The organism is Aphanothece hegewaldii CCALA 016, assembly GCF_003007785.1.
Classification (GTDB): domain Bacteria; phylum Cyanobacteriota; class Cyanobacteriia; order Cyanobacteriales; family Microcystaceae; genus Chroococcus; species Chroococcus hegewaldii.
In genome coordinates this window covers 52,314-77,905 of record NZ_PXOH01000020.1, presented here as the reverse complement: position 1 = coordinate 77,905, position 25,592 = coordinate 52,314, and the positions used below count along the sequence as shown (strand labels likewise).

General features: G+C 39.1%; 19 protein-coding genes and 1 pseudogene. 11 read left to right on the top strand and 9 right to left on the bottom strand.

The genetic code is table 11. From position 1 onward, the window contains the following. The first annotated feature begins 91 nt into the window (after nt 1-91). A complete protein-coding gene (glgB, locus tag C7H19_RS16860; RefSeq protein WP_106458090.1) occupies nt 92-2,398 on the top strand; it encodes a 1,4-alpha-glucan branching enzyme in 2,307 nt (768 codons plus the stop codon). Between the two features lie 40 nt (nt 2,399-2,438). On the opposite strand, the gene C7H19_RS26825 is transcribed toward glgB, so the two are convergent. Next, nucleotides 2,439-3,119 carry a hypothetical protein gene (locus tag C7H19_RS26825; protein WP_245927584.1) on the bottom strand — a complete coding sequence of 227 codons (681 nt, stop codon included), beginning with the start codon at nt 3,117-3,119 and terminating at the stop codon, nt 2,439-2,441. A gap of 368 nt (nt 3,120-3,487) precedes the next feature. On the opposite strand from C7H19_RS26825, the gene C7H19_RS16850 reads away from it, so the two are divergent. The 4 genes and pseudogenes from C7H19_RS16850 to C7H19_RS16830 all read left to right on the top strand — a co-directional run. Next, nucleotides 3,488-5,662: a glutamine synthetase III family protein gene (locus tag C7H19_RS16850; RefSeq protein ID WP_106458089.1), complete on the top strand. Its 2,175-nt coding sequence runs from the start codon at nt 3,488-3,490 to the stop codon at nt 5,660-5,662. Between the two features lie 246 nt (nt 5,663-5,908). After that, a complete protein-coding gene (locus C7H19_RS16840; protein ID WP_106458099.1) occupies nt 5,909-7,024 on the top strand; it encodes an RNA-guided endonuclease InsQ/TnpB family protein in 1,116 nt (371 codons plus the stop codon). A gap of 123 nt (nt 7,025-7,147) precedes the next feature. Then, entirely contained in the window at nt 7,148-7,645 is a 498-nt protein-coding gene (locus C7H19_RS16835; protein WP_106458088.1) for a DUF29 domain-containing protein, read from the top strand. Further along, nucleotides 7,627-9,414, top strand: a pseudogene (locus C7H19_RS16830) (CBS domain-containing protein); the annotation flags it as partial. The gene C7H19_RS16835 and the pseudogene C7H19_RS16830, both read left to right, overlap by 19 nt. A gap of 4 nt (nt 9,415-9,418) precedes the next feature. On the opposite strand, the gene C7H19_RS16825 reads toward C7H19_RS16830, so the two are convergent. Further along, nucleotides 9,419-9,757, bottom strand: coding sequence for a hypothetical protein (locus tag C7H19_RS16825; protein WP_106458086.1), 339 nt, complete (start codon nt 9,755-9,757; stop codon nt 9,419-9,421). A 121-nt stretch (nt 9,758-9,878) separates the two neighbouring features. Beyond that, nucleotides 9,879-10,241 (bottom strand): DUF1823 family protein, encoded by a 363-nt coding sequence (locus C7H19_RS16820; protein ID WP_106458085.1) that lies wholly within the window; start codon nt 10,239-10,241, stop codon nt 9,879-9,881. A 2-nt stretch (nt 10,242-10,243) separates the two neighbouring features. Between C7H19_RS16820 and C7H19_RS16815 the strand changes: the two genes are divergently transcribed. Further along, on the top strand, nt 10,244-11,152 hold the full coding sequence (locus C7H19_RS16815; protein ID WP_106458084.1) for a DMT family transporter: 909 nt from the start codon (nt 10,244-10,246) through the stop codon (nt 11,150-11,152). On the opposite strand, the gene C7H19_RS16810 is transcribed toward C7H19_RS16815, so the two are convergent. Beyond that, entirely contained in the window at nt 11,136-13,241 is a 2,106-nt protein-coding gene (locus tag C7H19_RS16810; protein ID WP_106458083.1) for a pentapeptide repeat-containing protein, read from the bottom strand. The genes C7H19_RS16815 and C7H19_RS16810 overlap by 17 nt on opposite strands. 387 nt (nt 13,242-13,628) lie before the next feature. Between C7H19_RS16810 and C7H19_RS16805 the strand changes: the two genes are divergently transcribed. Beyond that, nucleotides 13,629-14,720, top strand: a complete 1,092-nt coding sequence (locus tag C7H19_RS16805; RefSeq protein ID WP_245927583.1) for an aldo/keto reductase — start codon at nt 13,629-13,631, stop codon at nt 14,718-14,720. Between the two features lie 232 nt (nt 14,721-14,952). Continuing rightward, nucleotides 14,953-16,683: a lysine--tRNA ligase gene (lysS, locus tag C7H19_RS16800; RefSeq protein WP_106458081.1), complete on the top strand. Its 1,731-nt coding sequence runs from the start codon at nt 14,953-14,955 to the stop codon at nt 16,681-16,683. Between the two features lie 180 nt (nt 16,684-16,863). Here lysS and C7H19_RS16795 read toward each other — a convergent pair whose 3' ends face one another. Genes C7H19_RS16795 through C7H19_RS16785 form a run of 3 tightly spaced genes read right to left on the bottom strand, consistent with a single transcriptional unit; the run spans nt 16,864 to nt 21,421 of the window. Then, nucleotides 16,864-18,156, bottom strand: a complete 1,293-nt coding sequence (locus C7H19_RS16795; RefSeq protein WP_106458080.1) for a CheR family methyltransferase — start codon at nt 18,154-18,156, stop codon at nt 16,864-16,866. A gap of 8 nt (nt 18,157-18,164) precedes the next feature. Continuing rightward, complete coding sequence (locus tag C7H19_RS16790) at nt 18,165-20,333, bottom strand: sensor histidine kinase (RefSeq protein WP_106458079.1); 2,169 nt, start codon at nt 20,331-20,333, stop codon at nt 18,165-18,167. Nucleotides 20,334-20,386: 53 nt separating this feature from the next. Next, nucleotides 20,387-21,421 carry a response regulator gene (locus tag C7H19_RS16785; RefSeq protein ID WP_106458078.1) on the bottom strand — a complete coding sequence of 345 codons (1,035 nt, stop codon included), beginning with the start codon at nt 21,419-21,421 and terminating at the stop codon, nt 20,387-20,389. A 205-nt stretch (nt 21,422-21,626) separates the two neighbouring features. On the opposite strand from C7H19_RS16785, the gene C7H19_RS16780 reads away from it, so the two are divergent. From C7H19_RS16780 to C7H19_RS16770, 3 genes are all read left to right on the top strand, one after another. Continuing rightward, entirely contained in the window at nt 21,627-22,853 is a 1,227-nt protein-coding gene (locus C7H19_RS16780) for an RNA-guided endonuclease InsQ/TnpB family protein (RefSeq protein WP_106458077.1), read from the top strand. A 10-nt stretch (nt 22,854-22,863) separates the two neighbouring features. Then, nucleotides 22,864-23,544 (top strand): two-component system response regulator RppA, encoded by a 681-nt coding sequence (gene rppA, locus C7H19_RS16775; protein WP_106458076.1) that lies wholly within the window; start codon nt 22,864-22,866, stop codon nt 23,542-23,544. A 152-nt stretch (nt 23,545-23,696) separates the two neighbouring features. Continuing rightward, a complete protein-coding gene (locus tag C7H19_RS16770; RefSeq protein WP_106458075.1) occupies nt 23,697-24,029 on the top strand; it encodes a hypothetical protein in 333 nt (110 codons plus the stop codon). Between the two features lie 48 nt (nt 24,030-24,077). Here C7H19_RS16770 and C7H19_RS16765 read toward each other — a convergent pair whose 3' ends face one another. Both C7H19_RS16765 and C7H19_RS16760 read right to left on the bottom strand, forming a co-directional pair. Then, entirely contained in the window at nt 24,078-24,506 is a 429-nt protein-coding gene (locus tag C7H19_RS16765; protein ID WP_106458074.1) for a hypothetical protein, read from the bottom strand. Nucleotides 24,507-24,681: 175 nt separating this feature from the next. After that, the gene (locus tag C7H19_RS16760) at nt 24,682-25,458 is read right to left on the bottom strand and encodes an MBL fold metallo-hydrolase (protein WP_106458073.1); all 777 of its coding nucleotides are present in this window, start codon (nt 25,456-25,458) and stop codon (nt 24,682-24,684) included. Nucleotides 25,459-25,592: the final 134 nt, after the last annotated feature.

The window sequence follows — 25,592 nt, the reverse complement described above, 5'->3', positions numbered from 1 at the left end:
GTTAAAAAAACTTAAAACATATATAAATATGTAGTAAGAGTATTAAAAGGTGGCTCGTTTGCCGCCATCATTTTTTATCAAGGGTAGCTGAATGTCCACGATATCCCCAGAACAAGTCAACCAAATCGTTTATAACCTTCATAATGACCCCTTCGAGGTTTTAGGATCTCATCCCCTTGAAGATAATGGAAAAGTCGAAAAATGGGTCATTAGGGCTTATCTACCTAAGATAGAAGCCGCTTGGGTGATTGTTCCATCACAACGGAAAGAATACCCGATGGAATCAGTCCATCACGCGAACTTTTTTGAGTGCATTGTTGATACAAATGAACTAATTAATTATCAACTGCGGCTCAAAGAAGGAGACTCCGAAAGAGTTATCTATGATCCCTATGCTTTTAAATCCAATAAAATTACAGAATTTGATTTACATCTTTTTGGTGAAGGAAACCACCATCGCATTTATGAAAAACTAGGGGCGCACCCAACTACAGTAAATGGTGTTCAAGGGGTTAATTTTGCGGTTTGGGCTCCCAATGCGCGTAACGTATCCGTACTAGGCGATTTTAACAACTGGGACGGTCGAGAACACCAAATGCGAAAACTTAACAACAGCGTTTGGGAAATATTTATACCAGATTTAGGCGTGGGAACGAGTTATAAATATGAGATCAAAAACTGGGAAGGTCATATTTATGAAAAATCTGATCCCTATGGTTTTCAACAAGAACCTCGCCCAAAAACAGCCTCAATTGTAGCGGATCTTAATAAATACCAATGGAACGATCATCAATGGTTAGACAAACGTCGTCATAGTGATCCTTTATCTCAACCCATATCCGTTTATGAAGTTCATTTAGGATCATGGCTACATGCTTCATCTGGGGAAAAAACCAAATTATTAAAAGGTGAATCAGATCCAGTCATGGTTTCTGAAATGAATCCCCATGCTCGATTTTTAAGTTACTATGAATTAGCTCATAAACTGATCCCCTACGTCAAAGAAATGGGTTATACCCATATCGAACTCTTACCCGTCAGTGAGCATCCTTTTGATGGCTCATGGGGATATCAAGTAACGGGATATTATGCCCCTACTTCTCGCTTTGGTACACCCGAAGATTTCATGTATTTTGTAGATCAATGTCATCAACATGGTATCGGTGTACTTATTGACTGGGTTCCTGGACATTTCCCTAAAGATGGACACGGTTTAGCCTTTTTTGATGGAACACATCTCTATGAACATGGAGATCCTCGTAAAGGAGAACACAAAGAATGGGGAACCCTCGTATTTGACTACGGGCGCAATGAAGTTCGTAACTTTTTGGTCGCTAATGTTCTATTTTGGCTCGATAAATATCATATTGATGGGATTAGGGTTGATGCGGTTGCTTCCATGCTCTATTTAGATTATTGCCGTAAAGAGGGCGAATGGGTTACTAATCAATATGGTGGGCGAGAAAACTTAGAAGCGGCTGATTTTTTGCGTCAAGTTAATAGTGTGGCCTTTAGTTATTTTCCTGGTATTCTTTCTATTGCCGAAGAATCAACCGCTTGGCCGATGGTTTCTTGGCCGACTTATGTCGGTGGGTTAGGGTTTAACCTGAAATGGAACATGGGATGGATGCACGATATGTTAGATTATTTCGGCATGGACCCTTGGTTCCGTCAATTCCATCAAAATAACGTCACCTTTAGTATGTGGTATAACCACAGCGAAAATTATATGTTAGCTCTTTCCCATGATGAGATTGTTCATGGTAAGAGCAATATGATTGGGAAAATGCCTGGGGATGAATGGCAAAAATTCGCCAATGTTCGCTGTTTATTTAGCTATATGTTTACCCATCCTGGCAAAAAAACCATGTTTATGAGTATGGAGTTTGGTCAGTGGAGTGAATGGAATGTTTGGGCTGATTTAGAATGGAATTTATTACAATATGATCCCCATCAAAAATTAAAAGAATTTTTTAAAGAGCTTAATGCCATTTACAAGAGTCAGCCGGCTCTTTATAATCAGGATTTTGAACGCACTGGCTTTGAATGGATTGATTGTAGCGATAACCGTCATAGTGTTGTAGCTTTTATTCGATGGAGTAAAGATTGGCAAGAATTCGTAATTGTTGTTTGTAACTTTACGCCACAACCTCATAGTCATTATCGCGTCGGTGTACCTAAACCCGGTTTTTATACCGAACTCTTTAATAGTGATGCTCGTAAATATGGTGGTAGTAATATGGGGAATTTAGGTGGTAAATGGACAGAGGAATGGTCTTATCAAGGCCGGCCTTATTCTATTGATTTGTGTCTTCCTCCCTTGTCTGTGTTAATTCTTAAACTCCATTCCGAAAAAACAGCCGCCATTATGGGGCAGATTTTACCATTGGAATCGTAATTAAAAGAGGGCTTGCAAACCAAGCCCCTACAATAATTCTCTATATTCCTTGTTCAATAACCCGTCTGCCTGCCGTTTGGATTAATTCGAGTTCTTTTTCACCTCTAAAGTTACGCCGCGCATAAGCTGTCATTTCACCGCGATGAACATAGCCTGTCCAAGAATCATTAGAATTTCGACGAGGGGCAACGGTAGCAGGTGCATTATTGAGCAAGGTTCGGCCATCTCTTTTGTTAATGACGGTCATCAGCAAATTGCTATTTTTTCGGTCAACTCTCACCGTATAACTTCTCGTTTGGAAAGCAAGAACATTTGTAATTGGTGTAGCTGTTCCCGAAGCTGAAGTCCCACAACTGGCCTGTGATGTTCCCCAGTCATCTACTTTAACGGTTATTTGGGAGCCAGGCTGAACGTCACCACCCGATAAGTCAATTAAGGTGACACCCAAAGCACCCATCAAACCACCTCGATAAACGGGTTGATCTCTGTTATTAATGCTTTCATAGGTTAAATTGGTTGTTTGGGGAGGTTTCCCAGAGCGAGTCCATCGAATTCGCGCAAACTGACCATCAATATATTCCGCCGAGTATGACCATCCGTTAGTCATGCGTCCATTACAAAACAATTGTTGCACAGCCGAAGCCGGTGACGTGAATAATATTGATTGTGTACATAATAGTCCTAATGTAGCGATCGCACCCGATAAATTCTGTTTTTTCATTACTCGTATCTGAAATTAGTTCTATTCTTTAACTGAGCATATTCTGAAACACGTTAGAATAAATGAAATAATTTCTTAACTTTTTTCTTCAATCATTATTAATAAAAGTTCATAATAACTTAAGAAGTAAAAAAATTACTGATCCTTAGAGGCTCTTACTCTCAGCAGAAGTTCTATAAAAAAAATAATAAAAATAGATTAAACTCAATCAAACATCAAAATTGCTTTTTTTTCACTCATCAAGGGCATTCATTCATATCATGAAACCCACATCTAAAATTTAAAATTGGTATCTTTTTTACCCATTTATAAAATCTATCCCAAGTATGATTGACTGATCTCAAAAAAATTTTAAAGAGGAAATCGCCGTGAGTGGTAATGAATCACGTGTACAAGCCGTTTATCAAATCACCAATCGAGAGCCGTTGCCCCCAAAAGCTCCAAAAAAATTAGAGGATTTGTGGGCGACCGATGTATTTACATTGAGCAAGATGCAAGAATATCTTCCTAAGAGTATTTTTAAATCTTTAAAAAACACGATTCAATCAGGAGAACAGCTTGATAGTTCAGTTGCCGATGTAGTCGCCGTTGCGATGAAAGATTGGGCAATATCTAAAGGTGCTTTATATTATGCCCACGTTTTTTATCCTTTGACCAATGCCACCGCAGAAAAGCACGATGGTTTTATCTCAGTACAAAGTGATGGCTCAGTCATTTCGGAATTTTCGGGAAAAGTATTAGTACAGGGCGAGCCGGATGGTTCTTCCTTCCCTAATGGTGGTATTCGTTCCACCTTTGAAGCGCGAGGTTATACCGCTTGGGATGTCACGAGTCCTGCGTTTATTATGGAAACCGACAACGGTTCAACCCTTTGTATTCCGACGGTTTTCGTTTCATGGACAGGTGAAGCATTAGATAAAAAAACGCCCCTCTTGCGTTCTAATGCAGCGATGAACAAAGCAGCTACTAAAGTTTTAAAACTGCTCGGAAATACCAATGTTGCGCCCGTTAATTCGAGTTGTGGTGCAGAACAAGAATACTTTTTAATCGATGCTAATTTTGCCAATAGCCGCCCTGACTTATTATTAGCCGGTCGTACCTTATTTGGTAAACCTTCGGCCAAAGGTCAACAATTCGATGATCATTATTTTGGTGCCATTCCCGAACGAGTTCAAGTCTATATGCAGGATGTAGAAGAACGTTTGTATCGATTGGGAATTCCAGCGAAAACCAGACACAACGAAGTAGCCCCCGGACAATTTGAAATTGCGCCATTTTTTGAAGCAGCAAACGTAGCAACCGACCATCAACAATTATTAATGACGGTTCTACGCAACACAGCTAAAAAACATGGTTTAGTGTGTCTATTTCATGAAAAGCCCTTCGCAGGTATTAACGGTTCTGGGAAACACGTTAACTGGTCGGTAGGTAATCCTACTCAGGGAAATTTATTAGACCCCGGTGATACTCCCCACTCTAACGCACAATTTTTAGTCTTCTGTGGTGCGGTCATTCGTGGCGTTCATAAATATGGCACTCTGTTACGCGCAGTTGTAGCAACGGCAAGTAATGACCATCGTTTGGGTGCAAATGAGGCTCCTCCCGCAATTATATCGGTCTATTTGGGTTCACAATTAGAAGATGTATTTGAGCAAATTCGTCAAGGAGAGGTCAAAGGTTCTAAGTGTAAAGGGGTAATGAATATTGGTGTCGATACTTTACCCGTACTTGCTAAAGACCCAGGAGACAGAAACCGTACTTCACCTTTTGCCTTTACGGGGAACCGTTTTGAGTTTCGTGCAGTGGGTTCGGGTCAGTCCGTAGCAGGTCCTCTCGTTGCGATGAATACCATCTTAGCTGATTCTTTAAATTGGATGGCCGATAAGCTAGAAAGTGAGTTAGCCGCAGGAACCGAACTCAATAGCGCTATTCATAAAATACTTAAAGAAGTGATGGATGAACACGGCGCAGTTGTATTTAATGGCAACGGCTATTCTAAAGAATGGCACCAAATGGCAGTAGAAGAACGGGGGTTAGCAAACTTACGGACGGCTGCCGATGCTTTACCTGTTTTACAACAAGAACATATTGAAGAACTGTTCAATAAAATGGGCGTTCTTTCTCCTGTTGAACTCGCTAGTCGGTTTGAAACCTATTCTGAGCAATATATTAAATCGATCGAAGTTGAGGCTAAACTGGTGATTAGCATGGCTAAAACCTCCATTTATCCCGCAGCGACGCGCTATTTATCTGAACTTTCTAACACAATTCTCGGTCTAAAAGAATTAGGTCTTGATTTTGATACCGAGAGCATCGAGAAAGTCGCATCGTTAACTAAATCGATGATGGACTTGGTTAGTAAACTCAGTTTAGCCTTAAGTCAGCACGATTTCGATTCTCCCGAAGAACATATGCAGTATCTTGCAAAAACCATCCGCCCTCTAATGGATAGTGTACGCGAATATGTTGACGCTCTAGAAGGTGAAATCGCAGACGATTTATGGCCGTTACCCACCTATCAGGAAATGTTGTTTATTAAATAGATGTGACCTCACCCCAACCCCTCTCCTAAACAGGTAGAGGGGCTGATAACTAGAAGGGCGATTTACTAACAATCGCTACCTTTCTTTAATCTTTGCTTTAGTCCCCTAATATAACTACGAAGTACATCGGTCATGGTTCTATTAGTCTGTTGGCAATACTTTTCTAAAACTTCTTTTTATTCTTTTGGTAACTGGATTTCAAGTCTTTCTATTTCCGTAAATCTTCCGTAGAATAGTTGTATGACTATTCTATTAGGTTTTAAAACGGAAATCAAAGCTAATAATGCTCAAAGAACGGCATTCTTAAAACACGCGGGTACGGCGCGTCATGCTTACAATTGGGGACTAGGATTAACTAAACAAATCCTTGACCACAATAAAGCTAATCCAGAGGACAAGATTAAATTCCCCAGTGCGATTGACCTTCACAAGTGGTTAGTAGCATTGGTAAAGAGCGAAAATCAATGGTATTACGAAGTTAGCAAATGCGCTCCTCAGTATGCCTTGAAAGCTTTAAAGGATGCGTGGGATAGGTGTTTTAAAAAGATATCAGGTGTACCTAAGTTTAAGAAGAAAGGTCGGCATGATTCATTTACTGTTGATGGAAGTATCAAGGTTGAATCCAAAAGAATAAAAGTGCCTGTCATCGGTTGGCTCAAAACTTATGAGGTTTTGCCCACTGGCTACACTCGGGGAGCGGTCACCATTAGCCGTACTGCTGATAGATGGTTTATTAGCTTCAAAATAGAAGTTGACCCACAAACCACACCAAAAGCAGTCGATGTCGTCGGGGTTGATTTAGGAGTTAAGTCACTGGCTACCTTGAGTACAGGGGAAGTGTTTGAGGGGGCTAAATCCTACAAGAAATACGAAGCCAAATTATCTAGATTGCAGTGGCGAACCCGTCACAAAGTTATTGGTTCAGCCAACTGGAAGAAGGCTCAAATCAAGATTGCTAGGCTACACAAGAAAATAGCCGATATTCGCAAAGATACATTACACAAAATCACTACCTATTTAGCTAAGAACCACAGCGAGATAGTGATTGAGGATTTGAATGTATCTGGCATGATGGCTAACCATAAATTGGCTAAAGCAATACAAGATATGGGGTTTTATGAGTTTCGTAGACAGCTTGAGTACAAGTGCAAAATCTACGGTTCTACACTAACAGTTGTTAGTCGTTGGCTCCCATCATCCAAAACTTGTTCTAGCTGTGGACATCTTCTAGACTCTCTTTCTTTGAGTGAAAGAATTTTTAGTTGTGAGTGCGGCTTGGTTCTCGACAGAGACTACAACGCAAGCCTCAACTTAAAGAATATGGCGGTAAGTCATACCGTTTCAGCTTGTGGACTGGGTTAAGCCGACTTATCCAGATTGAAGCAGGAAAATTTCAGTTTGTTAATAAACGTTAGTAAATTATAGACGGCTTTTAAATCCACATTAAACTACAATTTGTAATGGTAGTTCAATTCGGTAACTTATATGACTGAAACTCTGTATAACCAAGATTTTCAGATTTGGCTCGAAAAAACGATCGCATCACTCAAAAATCGAGATTTTAATACGCTAGACGTAGAAAACTTAATTGAGGAACTGACAGAGTTAGGTAAATCCGAAAAAAGAACGCTAGAAAGTAATTTAATGATTCTTTTAGCTCATTTACTCAAATTACAAGTACAACACGATGCACCCTCATCCATGCAAGAGGGATATAGTTCAATCATTGAACATCGTCAACGGGTTTTAAAAAATCTTCGTCATACCCCTTCACTAAAATCCTATCTAGAAACAGCGATACAATCTGCTTATTCTGATGCGCGAAAAATAGCGATTAAAGAAAGTAAGCTGGCTAAATTGGGTGTACGCATTCCTGATGAACATGAATATCCCGTGATTTGTCCGTTTTCAGTCGAACAAATTTTAGACGAAGATTTTTTTTTAGCCATCAACCCGATAAACCTCCCACAGCAAGAGAAATAATGTCATCTCCTGTGCGTACCATTCGCCCAGAAACTACTATCGAACAAGCACAAAGAATTTTATTTCGCTATGGACATTCGGGGCTTTCTGTGGTAAGCGAAACTGATCAATTAGTTGGGATTATTTCGCGTCGAGATTTAGATTTAGCTTTACATCATGGGTTTAGTGATGCACCTGTCAAAGCATACATGACGCGCAACCTCAAAACAATTACCCCAGATACTCCTCTATCTAATATTGAGGCCTTGATGGTAACTTATGATTTAGGGCGTTTACCCGTTGTTGAAAATGGGCAATTAGTAGGAATTGTGACTCGTACTGATGTACTACGAGAATTGTATCAAGAACGAGAAAAGAAGAGGACAAGACTGCGCCAGCTTGATATGTCCCTAACGAATCAAAATAGTGAAAATCCTTTACTTTCCTGTCTTCTTCCTTCAATACAAGATAAACTTGATTCGACACTTTGGCATTTTTTGGAACAAGCAGCCACCGCAGCCCAAGAAAGAGGATGGCATTTATACTTAGTGGGTGGGGCGGTACGCGATTTATTATTATCCCGTTCAACTAATACAATTTTACTACAAGATATTGATTTAGTTGTCGATGGATTTCATCAATCCGCCGATGTCGGTGCAGGTGTAGAATTAGCCAATAGATTACGGGAAATTTATCCACAAGCAAAGTTATCCATTCATGGAGAGTTTCAAACTGCCGCTTTGTTATGGCATAAAGATCCTAATTTGGGTTCATTATGGGTAGATATTGCCACCGCGAGAACCGAATTTTATCCCTATCCTGCTGCTAACCCAGAAGTTGAAGCAAGTTCCATTCGACAAGACTTGTATCGTCGTGATTTTACCATTAATGCCTTAGCAGTTCGTTTAACATCTCCATCCGAAGGCGAATTATTAGACTATTTTGGCGGTGTGTTAGATTTAAGATCCCATCAGATTAAAGTATTACACAGCAATAGTTTTATTGAAGATCCAACACGGATTTATCGGGCGGTGCGGTTTGCTGTACGATTAGGATTTAAAATAGAAGCTAGAACCGAAGAATATATTCGATTTGCGGTTTCAAGTGGAATATATGAACGTTTACGAGAAACGAATCATCCTGCACCTGCTTTAACCACACGTCTCAAAGCCGAGTTAAAATACATCTTAGCGGCTCCCTATTGGAAAAGTGCAATACAGTTATTAGACCATTTAGAAGCCTTAAAATGTTTGCATTCTGATTTAGTTCTCACAGATCAATTAGAATGGCAGTTACGTTATCTAAGTCGTTGGCTAAAGATTTTAGATCCAACTGAGTATTTAGAACATTGGTTGATGCGTTTAGAAGTCTTAATCGCATCTTTAAAACCAACGGAACGGGTTAAAATAGCGAATTATTTACAATTGCCCAAAGATAGTATAGATCGACTACAGCAATTAGAGACAGTAGAACAGGAGATACAACAGTTATCGATTAATCTAAAAAAAAGTGAAGTTGTTCTCTTATTGCGTCGTTACAAACTTCCCACATTAATCATCATCGCTTGTCGCAGTCATCCCGAAAACCGTCGGCTGATTTGGTCACATATCACAAAATGGTCAAAAACACAAGCCCCTATCGATGGAAATGTTCTTAAAAAAATGGGTTATAAACCGAGTCCACAATTTAAAGAGATTTTAGATCGTTTATTATGCGCTACCTTAGATGAAGAGATTAAAGATAGAATGGCGGCTGAAGAATTTGTTAGAAGTCATTATCCGATCAAATAAACGATTATTCTTCGGGTGGTAACAAGCGATCTAAAATCTCAGTCATTCTCGCTTGTCTTGCCTCTATTTGGTCAAAACGATTGTAAAAATCCGATTGAACATCATAAAAATCAGACATTGAACGAGTTAATTGTCCCATAAGTTGATAAAGTCCTCGTCGATCTCTCTCCCATTGCTTTTTCGATTCTGTGATACTATTACTTAACGCTTCAATTGATTTAGCATTAGAATTAGCGATCGCACGTGTCTCCTGTAATCCCTTTTGTGTCTCTTGTAATCCTGCTAAAATTTCTGCTGCTAGGGCTTCTAATCGATCTAGTCTACTTTCTGTATTATCGCTCATCGTATTTTCATCTTATAGTCTTTATAACTATTATAGTTTTTTTTAACCTCTCCCCGCCTGCGGCACCCCTCTCCTACAGGAGAGGGGCAGGGGTGAGGTCATTAATTTATATTGGTTATTATTAATGTAATTCCATATAACTTAATAACCAATTTGCTGCGGTTGCGCGACGGGTTTCTATTGGGCTAAATTCACCGATTTTATAACCTTTAAAACCTAATTTTTCTTTCAAAAGTTGTTTATGTTCAGTTGGAATAGAACGAGTTAACTTTACAGTGGGGGGTCGTTCAGCGATAAAATCAGGAGGATTGGGATATTCATTTCGCCAGTCTTCGGCAACTTTACTATTATCCCAAGTTTGACTCACTTCATCATAACGATAGCCCAAATAATGCCAAACTAAACTATTTACAGTTTGATTATCAATTTCTTTATTTAAAATCGCCCAAATGGTGTCAGTATTTAAAGGTGGTAAATTAGACATTAATGAAAACTCCCTCAGTTTGGCAAGTTGGAAGTATATTAATCATAGGTGTTTTAGCGATCGCAACGACGGCTATTTTTATTCGTCTAGCTACCGATACAGCAGGAATCAAAGGAGTCGGTTTTAGTCTTTTCCTTGCAGCTTCCCGATTAATTATAGCAGCAGTGATTCTCTTACCGACATGGAACAGCTTAAAACAGCAGAAAATACCCATAAATGCTTATTATTACGCAATAGCAGCAGGATTAACCCTAGCGTTACATTTTGCTGCTTGGATCACATCACTTTCTTATACGTCTATCGCTGCATCGACTGTTTTAGTTACAACTAACCCGATATGGATCTCTATTTTGTCTTGGATATGGTTTAAAGAGAAAATTACTAAAACGACTATTTTGGGTATATTGATTGCTTTTTTGGGTGGAGTGTTAGTCGCATTTGGGGACAATACAGCAAGTTCTAATTATTCTAACCCGTTACTCGGAAATTTCTTGGCTTTAATCGGTGCAGTAATTGTGAGTTTTTATTTTCTCTTAGGTAGAGAAGCTCAAAGAAAAGGTTTAAGTACAAAACATTATATCACTGTGGCTTATAGTGCAGCAGCGATCGTTCTTTTCCCTTTACCCTTTTTATTTGGAACCAGTTATACAGGATATCCGAACGAAGTTTATCTATATGTCTTTTTAATGGCTATTTTCTCGCAATTAATCGGACATACTAGCTTTAATTGGGCGATACGTTGGATCTCTCCCATACTCGTGACGTTGGCTATTTTGTTTGAACCCATTGGCGCAAGTTTTTTCGGATATCTGATTTTTGGTGAAATACCATCAAATATCGTGCTTTTGGGTGGTTTGGTTTTGTTAGTGGGAGTTGCGATCGCTGTGATTGGGACTAAACATCAGCCATAATGGTATTATTTAAAATTGCATCGGTGAGATTAACTCCTTCTAAATCTGCCTCTTGAAAATTCGCATTTGTTAAGTTTGCCCCTGTTAAATTTGCTCGAAATAACCCTGCACGATAGAAGTTTGCACCCGTTAAATTTGCTTCACTTAAATTTGTCCGACTTAAATCAGTAAAACTTAAATTTGCACCTGATAAATTTGCACCACTAAAATTCTTTTCACTCATCTGAAAACGACTGAAATCAACTCCCGATAAATTTGCACCCTCAAAGCTGACATCTGTTTCTAAAACTGCCTTCAATATCATGTGAGTTAAACTGGGATATTTCGGTGAGTAATCTCTATATTCTGGGTCAAAATTTTGTACAGGTGCTATATTTTCATCTCCTAAAACGACAACATACGCACCACAATTATCGGTACCTTGTCCGAAGACAAATAACCAGTTATCCTCCCATTTATAATCGTTAGATTTTAAAAAATATTTTGATTCTTCAACAGCTTTTTCTAAAGGTTTAAAATTCTGTGAATCAACGAATACATCAAAATCACCTCCTCGATAGTTATTCATTCCATTTCGCCATTGATAGAGTTGATATAATTCTTCAGGAATTTGATGAGGAATGTCTTTTGTTAATTCCGTAATTTGTTCTCTAGTTAATCCTGGTTGTAATGATTCAGTAACAGCAGTGTTATACATTGGCAGTCGATTTAGCAGTTCTGTTAATGGCGTTTTGTTCTGCTTAGTCCTTAATTTTTCTAAGTCTGGAATATTGAGTGCATCATATAAATTAGTATAAACTGCTTTATCTAAATTAGCATCTTGTAAGTTAGTTTGAGATAAATTAGCATAATTTAAAATCGTCTGACTTAAATTTGCACTGGCTAAATTCGCTTGACTAAGATTGCTATGAGATAACTTGGCTAAATTCAAATTAGCTTGAGTTAAGTCAGCATTAGATAAATTAGCATTCTCCAAATTAGCTTGACTCAAATCACTATTGACTAATCTTGTATTCATCAAATTAGCTTGACTTAAATCAACTTGCTGTAATTGAGCAGAAGTAAGATTCGCATCCGATAAATTAGCATTGGTTAAAAGAGAATTTCTCAAATCAGCATTGCTTAGATTAGTGCCTTGTAGATTAGCATTTTGTAATTTACTATAACTGAGATCAACACCTGTTAAATCTTCACCTATTGCTTGCTGATTAACAATACGCCAAATTAATCGAGACTTTTCAGTTAAACCAATAGTATTATCGATGTTTGATTCATGCAAGAGAATAGCATTTTGTTCAGTTTCACTTAAATTTGCTTCGGCTATATTTGCCTTAGTTAAATTACTATTGGTTAAATTTGCATGACTCAAATTCCCATGACTTAAATTCGCTTCACTGAGATTACTATTAGACAAATCAGCATGACTTAAATTAGCGTTACAAAGATTAGCCCCGACTAGGATAGCACTTCTAAGATTAGCGTAACTGAGGTTTGTATGGCTAAGATTCGCTTGAGTTAAATTTAAAGTAGATAAATTTTGTCCTTGTAAATCCTGTTCGCTTAAATCTGCACTCACTAAATAGGCACGATACCAATATAGAGAACCTTTTAAAAATTTAGCTTGTTTTAGGTTTGCTCTTCGGAAATTGGCAGCAACAAAATCAGACGTTAAATACGCATTTGTACAGTCACTTTCACTAAAATCCATCTCACGGGATGCGCGTTTACCATTTTCTATAAGTCCACTAGATGCGCCAAAATCAGCATTTGTTAAATTCGCTTTTCTAAAACTGGTATGATTAAGACTGCACGGGCCGATACGAGCATTTGTTAAATCCGCTTCACTAAGATCAGCATCATCAAGATAGCCATTAAACCTAGCATCTTTTAGATTCGCACCACTAAGATTAGCACTATTCAAATTAACATGACTAAAGATGACTTTTTCTAAGTTAGCATGACTCAAATTAATCCCACTTAAGTCTATTTCTCCTCCCTGCTTACCATAAAACGCTTCTCCACTAAGATTAATTCCCGAAAAATCTCTTTCACCTGCTTGATAGCGTTTAATTAATTCGCCTTGCTTCATCTTTCTTGCTTTGCTAATATTTATGTACTATGATAGAGCAACGATCGCAATAACTCAAGCAAATATGATACCCGACTGGCAAAACGAATTACTAAAATCTTTAGCGACTAACCCGATAGAGCAAGTCGTTATTTAACTGATGTTGATAGATTAGAACTCTTGCACAAATATTTTTATCTAAACTCAGACTGAAGTCTGGTGCTACAAAGCGCAAAGCCTGACGAAAGCCGGCTACCCCAGAGAGCCCATTTGAATGGGCTTCGTCCTTGTAGCCAAAGGCTGAAGCCTTTGGGCATCCAAGAATTATGCAAGAGGTCTATTGAAAATCACGCTGTAGTTAGATGTCTTTTAACTAGCTACCATGTTAGCTTGCAATGACACTTCAAAATGGTTGAAAAAAAGATGGATCTCACTCGGCGAAACTTATTGAAAACCGCTTCCGTATCAGGATTAATGGCAGCAGGATTAGCCGCATCAGATGGAATTTTAAGACCCCTGTTAGCCAGTTCAGAAAATGCCAAAGAACCAAATCAAGTTTTAAAAGAGAATCAATCTATTGCAGCCCAAACTAAAAATAATGGAATGATCTATCGAACGCTAGGACATACGGGAGAACGGGTATCGGTTATCGGTTTGGGAGGTCATCATATTGGACGAATTAAAGAGGAGCAAGAAAGCATCAAATTAATTCGTAGTGCCATCGACCAAGGGATCAATTTTATGGATAACTCTTGGGACTATCATAATGGACGTAGTGAACGATGGATGGGCAAGGCACTCAAAGACGGTTATCGAGAGAAAGTTTTTCTAATGACCAAATTAGACGGACGAACTAAAGGTGCAGCCATGATGCAGATTGATGAATCTCTCAAAGCTTTACAAACCAATTATATTGATCTGATGCAGCATCACGAAATTATTCGCATGGAAGATCCCGATCGCGTTTTTGCTAAAGGGGGCGCAATGGAAGCCGTTGTGGAGGCGCAAAAAGCAGGGAAGATCCGTTATATCGGTTTTACTGGTCATAAAGATCCCTTAGTTCACCTGCGAATGCTAGAGGTAGCGGCTCAAAACAAGTTTCGCTTTGATACAGTGCAAATGCCGCTCAATGTGATGGATGCTCATTTCCGCAGTTTTGAACGTTTAGTGCTGCCTATGCTTGAAAAAGAACAAATTGGGGTCTTAGGAATGAAATCAATGGGCGATCCTTATATCCTACGCAGCAATACGGTCACACCGATAGAATGCCTTCACTACGCGATGAATCTACCCACCTCAACAGTAATTACAGGTATTGATAGTATGCAAATTCTTGAGCAAGCATTGGAAGCCGTTCGCACTTTCAAACCGATGAACCCAGAACAGGTGATGGATTTGTTAAACCGAACTCGTGAAGCTGCCGCCAAGGGACAATATGAGCTTTACAAGACGACTAGCCAGTTTGACAGTACAGCCCAGAATCCATCCTGGTTGGGGTAAAGTTAATGTAGCCAAAAGCCAATAATAAATGTAACAAAGCGCAATTAGTCACCGATGAATACAGACAAGTTGCTCTAGCTATTGCGGAACATCCCCAAGGTCTACCAATTCTTTTAGATTATTATGGGAATGCAAGTGCGTTTAGTCGCTTAGTCGTCAGCATACATCGAGATAACCCCTCTGAACCCAACGAGATATAATAAGTAAGACTGATAATTATACTAAGGTACCGATGTCGTCTCAACAATCCCCAAACGATCCTCAATCTGGATCTAGTTTAGAAGAAATTCGCGCAGCACGTTTAGAAAAAGTCGAACAACTCAAACAACAGGGTATTACTCCCTATGCGTACAAATGGGAAGTTACTGCAAATGCGGCACAGTTACAGGAACAATATACTAATTTAGCAAATGCTGAAGAAGTTGACATCGAAGTATCGATCGCAGGGCGTATTATTGCCCGTCGTATTTTCGGTAAACTGGCTTTCTTTAATCTACAAGACGAAACGGGAACGATTCAACTTTATCTCGACAAAAAACGCATCACGGAAAAAATGGCAGATACACCCAATGCGTTTAATACTATAACGAAGCTAACAGATACAGGCGACATCTTAGGGGCAAAAGGAACGATTAAACGTACCGAAAAAGGCGAATTATCCATCGTTGTCAATGAATATGCCATTTTAACCAAATCTTTGTTACCCCTACCCGATAAATGGCATGGTTTAACCGATACAGAAAAACGATATCGTCAACGTTATGTTGATCTAATTGTAAATCCCGAAGTCCGTCAAACCTTCCGACGACGCGCCCAAATTACTGCATCTATCCGTCGTTATCTCGATGAGCAAGGTTTTATCGAAATTGAAACACCAGTATTACAAAGCGAAGCGGGTGGGGCTGATGCACGTCCATTCGTCACGTATCATAATACTCTAGAGATGGATCTGTATCTAAGAATTGCCACCGAATTACACCTAAAACGGTTAATTGTCGGTGGGTTTGAAAAAGTATTCGAGTTAGGGCGTATTTTCCGCAATGAAGGGGTTTCGACGCGACATAACCCAGAATTTACCTCGATCGAAATCTATCAAGCCTACGCCGACTATCACGATATGATGGTTCTAACGGAAAATATCATTACCAAAGCTGCCCAAGACGTTCTAGGAACCCTAAAATTATCTTATCAAAACCAAGAAATCGATTTAACTCCCCCTTGGCGACGGGTGACGATGCACGAATTAGTCGCCGAAAAAACAGGATTAGATCTGACGCAATTCACCAACTTTGAAGAGGCTACAACCGCCGCGAAAAATGCTGGGATTCACGTTCCTGATGACTGTAAAACCATCGGAAAGCTATTAAATGAACTTTTTGAGCAAAAGGTAGAGGAAAGCCTAATACAGCCCACATTTGTCATTGATTTCCCTGTTGAAATCTCACCACTGGCTAAACCCCATCGAGAAAAAGCGGGATTAGTAGAACGATTTGAATTATATGTTGTGGGAAGAGAGTTAGCGAATAGTTTTTCTGAGTTAACTGATCCTATTGATCAACGAGAAAGACTAGAATTACAAGCAGCGAAAAAAGCCGCAGGAGATCTAGAAGCGCAAAGTGTTGATGAAGATTTCTTGACTGCCCTAGAATATGGGATGCCCCCGACGGGTGGTTTAGGTATTGGGATCGATCGCCTGATCATGTTACTCACCGACTCTGCAAGTATCCGCGATGTCATTGCTTTCCCACTTCTCAAAAACCAGAGTTCCTCAATTAAATCTTTTGATTACGACGCAGAAAAAAAAATTCTAAAAATTGAATTTCCTAACGGTTCAATCTATTTGTATCACGATGTCTCAGAAAATATCTTCCAAGAATTAAAGGATGCTCCCTCAAAAGGACAGTATTTTAATGCCAATATCCGAGATCAATTCGGTTTTGATCGAGACACAGCCAGAGAATAAATTCTCTGTCTGATAGCTTAAGTCGGTTGAAACCGACTCACTGTAAAAACTTTAATCCATTTTAATGGATTTTTGCTTTGAGCCGTGAAATTTATTTCACGGTGTTCTATTGAACTAACACTATCATCGAATTAATTTGTTAATTTTTATTAAATTTAGCTTAAAAAACTTGACAAAAAATTAATTATGTAATTTATAGACTGAATCACTGAATGTTAAAATGGCTCCAAGCAAAGTCTTTTTCTTGTCATAGACAGGTACGATCGAAATATCAAAATACTTTGTGTCCGTAGCGGTGTGCCATTCGACATCAGTTAAAGTAACTTGATGAGGATTTTCATAGAAGGTTTTCATTTCTCCTACTAACTTACTGAGTTCGAGTTGATTAAAAGGACGGTTCAAGTCATCTAGTTTTAAGCCAAATAGAAGATGAGCAGCCTCATTCGCGTCAATTAAATAATTATGAAGATTAACGGCAATTTGTGGCAAAGGATTAATCTCGAATGCCGTTTGCCAGAAAAAGTTTTTAGAGTCTTGCCGTTCATTACTTCGCTTGAAATGTGTTTTAGGATTAATTAATAAGTGATCATTGAGATCTAGATCTAAACCTTTGGCATAAATGCGGTGTTTTAAACTAATAGGCGTAAAAATGGCTCTATTGTTGATGATCGATTCGGCTTTTCCCAGAAAAAGAAAACCCGTATCTTTGAGTGCAAAATGAAAACGAACAAAAATAGTTGCTTGATACTCTGGCGTAAAATATATTAAAACATTGCGGCAAACGAGCAAATCGATCTTAGAAATAGGCGCATTTTTAACTAAATCATGACGAGCAAAAATAATTGTGCGTCGCAGTTGTGGATCAAATGTATAACTATCTTTGTGGTGTTGAAAGTATTTATTGAGAAGATAGGGTGAAATACCTGTTAGCTCTGTATGAGGTACGATGTCTAAAGTTGGATCATCGTCGGGTGATAACTCTCGAACGGGGTTGCTTTGATAAGTAGCTTGTCGCGCTTCTTTTATTGCTTCTTCATCGATATCTGTAGCATAAAACTGCACTCGCTCTAAACAAGATTCGATCCCTAATGCTTCTGCCCATAGCATCACGAGGCTATAGACTTCTTCACCAGAAGCACATCCAGCTACCCAGACTCGGATCGATTCATTTTTCTGTTTACTGGCGATAATTTTGGGAATAATTTCCTTTGCCAAATAATCCCAAGATGACCGATCGCGGAAAAAACCAGTATAGTTAATTAAAACAGTATTAAGCAGCGTCAGCCATTCTTCGGAATTGTTCTGTAAATATTTTAAATATTCTTGATAGCTATTAATATTAATTTGCTGCATACGGAACCTGAACCGCCGCAGCAAGCTCGATCTTTTATAGCCAGTTAAATCACAACCTCGACTATTCTTAAGATAATTTAATAAAGATTCCAATTCTTGATTGGCTTGAGGTAGATCCATAGCATATTTTAGACCTTGACATCACACTCATCATTATTTAAAAGTGGTAGCCTGACCTTAAAAGTTGCGCCTTGTCCTTCTCCTAAACTATCAGCATGGATGGTTCCGTTATGAAGTTCGACTAAATGACGGGCGATCGCTAATCCTAACCCCAGTCCACCCGATGAGTGAGCTTGACGGAAACGCTCAAAGACATGAGGCAAAAATTCAGCACTGATGCCAATACCTGTATCTGTAATAGATATTTCAGCACAAGAAAAATCATCAACCTGACTTTTAATAACTGAAAGTTTAACACTAATACAGCCCAACTCTGGCGTAAATTTAATCGCGTTGTTCAGCAGATTGGAAATAATTTGCTGAAGCCGATCAAGATCACCTAATACTAAAACATTTTCTGGCACTTCCTCCCACCAAATGATGTTAAGTTTTTTAGCGGCGACTAATTCCCTAGCCGATCTAATCACCGTTTCAATTAATGATATGAGTTCAACAGGCTGTAAATTAAGCTTTACTTTTCCTGCCGTAATTCGAGAAATATCGAGCAAATCTGAAATAAGTTTAGCTAGTACACTGGCATTCCGTTCAATTGTTTCTAAAGATTTTCTCAGCATCGTTGGACTCGGAGGTTGAGTCCGCAGTAACCGTGACCAACCGAGGATCGCTACGAGGGGTGACTGAAGTTCATGGGAGATCATCGCTAAAAACTCATCTTTCATCTGGCTGGCTCGTTCTGCTTCTTTACGGGCGGCTTGTTCTTGAAACAGTTGATTACGCTCGGCTTCGGCTTGCTTACGTTCTGTAATATCCAGAATCACACCAATAACTCGATTAGCGCGGCGTTGTTCTCCTTCACCCGTAAAAAACACACAACCCTTATCAATCACCCAACGTACTGTACCATCAGTACGAACAATGCGGAATTCATGCTCATAAGGGCCAGGTGCGTCGGGACTGAGATATTGATTTAATAGGTAAAAGATGCGATCGTGATCATCAGGGTGAATATATCTAGGCAGTTGCTCAAAAGTAATCTCTGTATCCTCACTTAAGCCGTGCATTGCTTTTAAAAGAGAAGACCATTGACATTGACCTGTCTGCGGCTCAAAATCATATGTACCAAAATTAGCCGCATAGGAAGCTAATCTAAGCCGTTCCTCGCTAGTCTGTAGCAATTCCTGAGATCGTTTATTCTCAGTAATATCAATAATAAATTCTACGGCTTCATCGTCATTAAGTTGGGATGCCGCAAATAAACCCCACCAGCGCGAACCATCTTTACGGATATATTGCTTTTCATATGGAATTGTCCGCCCCAACGTTAAAAGCTCTTGGATCGCTTGCTGAGTTTGGGGCATAAACTCAAGTGGTGTCATTTTGTCCCACCGTACCTGCCCAGAGCGCAAATCTTCACGACTGTAACCACTCATTTTTAAAAAAGTCTCGTTAGAGTCGGTAATGCGGCCGTTGGTTCTAAAGAAAATTACACCCACCGTAGAAATCGCGATCGCCTGTTGTAGACGTTTTTCTGATTCGCGTAAAGCCATTTCAGCTTTTTGATGATCGATGATTCTAGCCTCTAAAGCTGCATTAGCGGACAGTAATTCTTGAGTTCGCCGATCTTTTAAAATAAGGGCAGTTGTCGTAAAATCCGCTAAACTGGTCATCATCCGCACATCTTCCGAGTCAAAGCGTCGCTGTTCATCATGAGATACAATCCAAAGTGTGCCAAGAGACTGATAATTAACGATTAGAGGTAAAACTAAAGCTTCAACAACAACGGGCTTGGCTGCCTGTAAATAGGTGAAATAGCGTTCAGGATAGGAATAAAGCATAGGAATACCACGCTCTAAGCACACTCCACATGGACTAAAATCAACATCTATTACTTCATCTTGATACTGTTCCAAGGCTCCCGCGATTGCCACCCAACGAAAAACTTTTTCACCTGTCGGTAGCACTTCAATGAGGCTAACACCTGCCGTTCCTGCCGAGCATAGTTCAAGTGCCATTGTGATAAGGCTTTTTAGCATTATTTCCGGCTGATTCACCATTTGCCGTATCAAGATGTGCATCGCCTGATTTTCGGCAGCTAAGTTGGCGGGACGTGCCGAGCGCTGCAATAATTCATCGGTAATCATTACATCAGCTAATGTGACAGGTTTGGGTTTTGGCATCAATCTTGACAAATGACCGCTTTTGAGCTATACACTACTAGAAACCATATTAATTAATCTGGAGATTTTCGACCTGCTAACCGAGCAATCAGATCAACTAATTCTGATGGTTGTGCAAGTTTATGCAAATGAGATTCAAATCCAGCGCTTCTGGCTTTTTCTCGGTCTTCAACTAGATAGGAGGTAAGGGCTGCGGCTGGTATATGCCATCCTTTTTCTGCTTCTAATTCTCGCACTTTTTTAATGAGACTATATCCATCTTGATCAGGCATCCGAATATCACTGACTAATACATCAGGACGAAAATGCTCTAAGAGATCTAATGCTTCAACTGTACTATCGGCGGTTGTAACGTTAATTCCCTGTGATTCTAGGACAGCCGTAATAAATTCACGGGCATCAGCTTCATCATCCACTACGAGAACCTGTAAACCATCTAGAGCGTGTGGCAGTTGAGGTACAGTTGAGAAGGTTGAAAGATTTGGTGTAACCGTCTGTTTATAATGACTGATATCATGAACACTGATCCACAAAGCCTCAACTTTATCTAATTCATTGCGGACAACCATCGTTTTTAACTGGGCAATGAAAGGATCTTTTTTTCGAGGATAGAGTTCTATTTCACAAGTCTGCACTCTAGACATTTGTACAAGCCGGTTTAGTAAGGTGCGAAAATGTGGACGCTGCGCGGGGGCAATATAAACCGCAAGGGGTTTACCCATCAGGTAACAGGGGGAAATATTGAGAAGCTGGCAGAATGTTGGGTTAGCTTCGATGATTAATCCATTGGCATCGGTGACGCAAGAGGCGATCGGTGAACACTGAAATAAATTGTAATAATGTTGGTATGCTGTGACTGTTTGTTGATGTTGAGTTAGCAGTTTTTCCTCGACAATTTCTGATGCTTCTAAAATCGATAGCATCTCCTCATAGCTTAATTGCAGATTCGACACAGCAGTAACCATTGTTTCCAAAATTCCCCTGATCTGTTCCTGTTGTTGTAGGGGTAAATCTGCCATACAGTTTTGTAGAAAGGCGATTTGTTGACTGATATTTTGGATATGTTGAATCGATGGATGGTCACTCATGAGGCGTGTTTAATGATTTAGTTACTATTCTATCTCGTGAAATCATGCAAGCGAATTATAGGTCATGACATTTTTTCAACTAAATGTCGCAAGGATTCCCTAATCCTCTACAGGTTAGGGAGGAATTGCGACCAATAAATAAACTGTGCGTAGCACCCGATATTATGCTATCCTTATTTTAGTAAATCACCTTTTGACATTATAAATGCCCGAAGTCCAGACTATCACCATAGCTTGTAAGATGAAGGTAAGTAGTGATCTCGCCAAAGATATAGATGATACATTGCTTACTTTTGCTGTAGCTTGTGATTGGATCAACCAAAATACTCCTGCAAAACTAACTAATAAACAAGCTATGCAGTCATTGGTTTATCAGGATGTTCGGGCTAAATTTGGATTATCTTCTAATTTGGCTATTCAGGCAGTCAGAAGAGTATGTTATAACCGAAAGACAGCAAAACAAAAAGGTAAAACGGTTAAAGAATTTTCCCCAACTTCGATTAGTTACGATGCTCGGATTTTTAGCTTTAGAGAAAGTGACTGGACTGTTAGCCTAAAGCTTCTCCATAAACGGCATAAATTTGAGCTATTAATCGGCAACTATCAGAGGGGAATATTAAAAGGAACTGAACCGACCTCAGCTACTTTAGTTAAACGCAAGAATGGTCATTACTATATACACATAAATCTGGATAAACCCGTCCCTAAATTAATAGAAACTGACGATGTAATCGGTGCAGATTTTGGTCGTACCGACATCTGTGTTACATCTGTTGGCGATTATTGGTCGGGAAAACAGATAACAGATTTACGAAATCACTATGCCATCCTAAGAGCCGTTTTTCAGAAAAAAGCCCTGAAAGGCACAAGAAGTACACGGCGTAGATGTCGTCAGCTTCAGCAACGGTTGTCAGGCAAGGAGAAACGCTTTCAGAAACACATTAATCATGTGATAAGCCGTAAGTTAGTTAATAATGCTGTGGCTAACAAAAAAGCGATCGCTATTGAAGATTTGACAGGAATAAGAGAAAGAACCAATCAAAACCCTAGAAGCAAAAAAGACAAAAGATTGGGTAATAATTGGGCATTTTATCAGTTGAGACAATATCTCACTTATAAATGTTTATTAGCAGGAGTTAAACTAATTTTAGTCAACCCTGCCTATACCTCACAAACCTGTCATAAATGCTTTGTAATTGGCGATAGAAACGGCAAAAGATTTACCTGTTCCAGTTGTGGAAGTTTTGATGCAGACTGGAACGGTAGCAAGAATATAGCAGCATTGGGGTCGCTTATAAACCGACCTAGAGGCACAGGGCTATCATGCGAGATTAAGCGAAAAGTGCAATATATTCAGCTTACCTTGTTTGATGCTTTAGGGCTACCAAAAACCCCATCTTCAAGCCGAGGTAACCAGGCTAAGGTGGGGTAGTTTATTGGCGATGAAAATTCTTTTGGTGGATGATGAGACAGAATTAACAGAACCCCTCAGTCATGTTTTGTCTCAAGAGGGGTATCATGTCGAAATTGCGGATAATGGTACTGATGGTCTGAATCTCGCGCAACAAAACAATTATGATTTGATTATTCTAGATTGGATGTTACCTTATCAATCTGGTGTAGAAATTTGTTCATCTATCCGAAACCAAGGAAATCTCACCCCTGTACTCATTTTAACGGCGAAAGATACGATCGACGATCGCGTGTTAGGTTTAGATGCGGGTGCCGATGATTATATTGTCAAACCTTTTGAATTACGGGAATTATTAGCGAGAATCCGTGCTTTATTACGTCGATCGCCAAATGACCCAGCTAATAACAACGGAAAACTAAAAATTGCTGATTTAGAACTAGATCCCGATAATCAAATGGCTTATCGTCAAGGAAGAGTTATCAGCTTATCGGAAAAAGAAACGCAACTCTTAGCCTATTTAATGAGTCATGCCGAGCAACTGCTAACCCATGAACAAATCTATCAACATTTGTGGACAGAACACGAAGCACCCAATAGTAATGTTTTAGCAGCATTAATTCGCTTGTTGCGGCGCAAGATTGAGGGAGAGGCAGAAAGTCCTTTAATTCATACTGTTTACGGCAAAGGTTATCGCTTTGGTGAAAAGTAATCCTATTTTAAAAAATTATCCCCGAATTTTTACGGGAATTTTGTGAGCAAGATCATCGACAAATGTAATAATTTGTAATATTATATAGGAATATCCACTCAGGATATGTGTTGATAATAACATTTGATAATAACAACATAGGGGTGACATAAATGTTAAGAGTCCAAAAGACTTCATACCCCAACGTTGCTGATTTAACGGATCGCATCTATGTAAACACCCAGATCTTACCAGAAAACTACGCTGCTCTACGCTCTGGCTTTGCAGGCTATCCATCTAATCCGCGTTGGACTGTTGCAAAATATCAAGCATGGAAAATCGGTCGTCAGTTGCGCGATGCTTATACCAAAGGTCACATGATTGTACGTTCTACTGATTCCATGTTAGTTCCCATTCAAGAAGGGGATAGCCTCGATGACAAACCTCCTAGTAAGAATATATGGAAGATTCCTCAAATCCGGCTCATAGGTTACCAAACCGTTTAAATAGAGAGAGCAGTTAATCAGAAATGATCCTGCTCTTTCGCTTTTAGTTTAATCTTGAGAATCACTTGAATCAGTCGTTGTATTTTTTTGCCGTACCAAATAATCAAGAATGCGATCGGATCTTTCCATCGCTGCGCTAGTGGATGAAAGTTTATCGTCTAGACGTTCTACAAATCGTGTTAATTGTAATTGAGAGTCGGCTAATTGTTTAACTGCATTCGCTAAATTAGCTTGATTGCTTGTTAAAATTTCTTGAGCATCAATTAACTTTTCTTGCTGTTGTTCGATTTTTTCAAATATTGTGAGAAAGCTAGTTTGTGCATGAGCCATTAATCCCTGATGATGTTCAATTTGATATACTTGTTTGATCAAATCATCAATTTTTTTAGTGATGTCTACATGAACCATTGCAAGATGATGACAAGTATTAACTAATTGTAGGATTTGCTCCTCACTGAGTGGCTCAATGGTGGTCATCAGGCTACATTCCTTTTTTGACTTTTAGTTATTTTAGCAAGATCAAGGGAAAAAAAGAAAGAAGATCTTACTTACATTAAATTGATTTTCCCAAATTTATCTAAGTAGGGGTAGAGAGTCCAAACCCAGTCTAGTCTTTCTACCCTTAACAGTTTTGCGTTTCAATCAATTCTTATTAACCACAGACAAGGGGTTTTAAGTCTAATACTACTTTTTCGCCAGATTTTGGCTCTAAAACTTGGGTTGATAGCTTATTTTCTTGGAGAAGATGACGGAAAGTATCGGAAGTTCCTTCTGTACTTAAAAATGATATTAATAACCCTTCAAAATTAATATCACCCCCCGCAGCAGTTGGTAAAATAACTTGTGGACGTAACCACTGACAGACTTCTAACGCGTTTTTTTGCCCTTTGATAACAGAACCTAATAAAGGTAGTTTCAAATCAATAATCGGTGTAATAATTACATCAATGGGTGACATTTCCTTGAGAGTAGCCCCATGATAGCCATGTGGTTCATAATACAAACTCAAACCACTATCTAAGGCTTTTAGAATATAACCATTTTCCACCAATGTTGGTCCGACGGGAGAACCTGGAACCGCTTTAATTTCAATGGTATTATCAAAAATATAACTTTCATGATGTCCCAAAGTTGTCACTTGAGTGTAGCCTAATTCTTGAACGACTTTTGCCGCATTTGGAGAGGCTACCACAGGAATATTATGATCGAGTTGTTTCAAAGTTGGAGTATGGGCATGATCTTCTAATCCTTGAGAGAGTAAGATCAGATCAATATTTTCAGGTATCGGGCGCTCTGTGGTTTTTGAGCCGCGAAATAGCCATCCTAAGTTCCCAAAGATTAATTTTCCGACTAACCAAGGATCGAGTAAAATACGTTTGCCACCCAATTCGATTAACCAAGAGTTACTATCAAAATAAGTCAGTTGCATAATGTTTGTGGTAATAAGTAAGGTTTATACACATAATATTTTCGTTACTCCTTACTATTTTAAAGAATTGTTACAACAAATAGAGCTTTGCATTGAAATTCGACGACGAGCAATCTAAGTTACCTACAACAGCA

What these genes read in the sequence shown, in the direction of transcription:
- glgB (WP_106458090.1), top strand. Translation starts at nt 92, where the DNA reads ATGTCCACGATATCCCCAGAACAAGTCAACCAAATCGTTTATAACCTT.
- C7H19_RS26825 (WP_245927584.1), bottom strand. Translation starts at nt 3,119, where the DNA reads ATGAAAAAACAGAATTTATCGGGTGCGATCGCTACATTAGGACTATTA.
- C7H19_RS16835 (WP_106458088.1), top strand. Translation starts at nt 7,148, where the DNA reads ATGACTGAAACTCTGTATAACCAAGATTTTCAGATTTGGCTCGAAAAA.
- C7H19_RS16825 (WP_106458086.1), bottom strand. Translation starts at nt 9,757, where the DNA reads ATGAGCGATAATACAGAAAGTAGACTAGATCGATTAGAAGCCCTAGCA.
- C7H19_RS16820 (WP_106458085.1), bottom strand. Translation starts at nt 10,241, where the DNA reads ATGTCTAATTTACCACCTTTAAATACTGACACCATTTGGGCGATTTTA.
- C7H19_RS16815 (WP_106458084.1), top strand. Translation starts at nt 10,244, where the DNA reads ATGAAAACTCCCTCAGTTTGGCAAGTTGGAAGTATATTAATCATAGGT.
- C7H19_RS16810 (WP_106458083.1), bottom strand. Translation starts at nt 13,241, where the DNA reads ATGAAGCAAGGCGAATTAATTAAACGCTATCAAGCAGGTGAAAGAGAT.
- C7H19_RS16805 (WP_245927583.1), top strand. Translation starts at nt 13,629, where the DNA reads ATGGTTGAAAAAAAGATGGATCTCACTCGGCGAAACTTATTGAAAACC.
- lysS (WP_106458081.1), top strand. Translation starts at nt 14,953, where the DNA reads ATGTCGTCTCAACAATCCCCAAACGATCCTCAATCTGGATCTAGTTTA.
- C7H19_RS16795 (WP_106458080.1), bottom strand. Translation starts at nt 18,156, where the DNA reads ATGGATCTACCTCAAGCCAATCAAGAATTGGAATCTTTATTAAATTAT.
- C7H19_RS16790 (WP_106458079.1), bottom strand. Translation starts at nt 20,333, where the DNA reads ATGCCAAAACCCAAACCTGTCACATTAGCTGATGTAATGATTACCGAT.
- C7H19_RS16785 (WP_106458078.1), bottom strand. Translation starts at nt 21,421, where the DNA reads ATGAGTGACCATCCATCGATTCAACATATCCAAAATATCAGTCAACAA.
- C7H19_RS16780 (WP_106458077.1), top strand. Translation starts at nt 21,627, where the DNA reads ATGCCCGAAGTCCAGACTATCACCATAGCTTGTAAGATGAAGGTAAGT.
- rppA (WP_106458076.1), top strand. Translation starts at nt 22,864, where the DNA reads ATGAAAATTCTTTTGGTGGATGATGAGACAGAATTAACAGAACCCCTC.
- C7H19_RS16770 (WP_106458075.1), top strand. Translation starts at nt 23,697, where the DNA reads ATGTTAAGAGTCCAAAAGACTTCATACCCCAACGTTGCTGATTTAACG.
- C7H19_RS16765 (WP_106458074.1), bottom strand. Translation starts at nt 24,506, where the DNA reads ATGACCACCATTGAGCCACTCAGTGAGGAGCAAATCCTACAATTAGTT.
- C7H19_RS16760 (WP_106458073.1), bottom strand. Translation starts at nt 25,458, where the DNA reads ATGCAACTGACTTATTTTGATAGTAACTCTTGGTTAATCGAATTGGGT.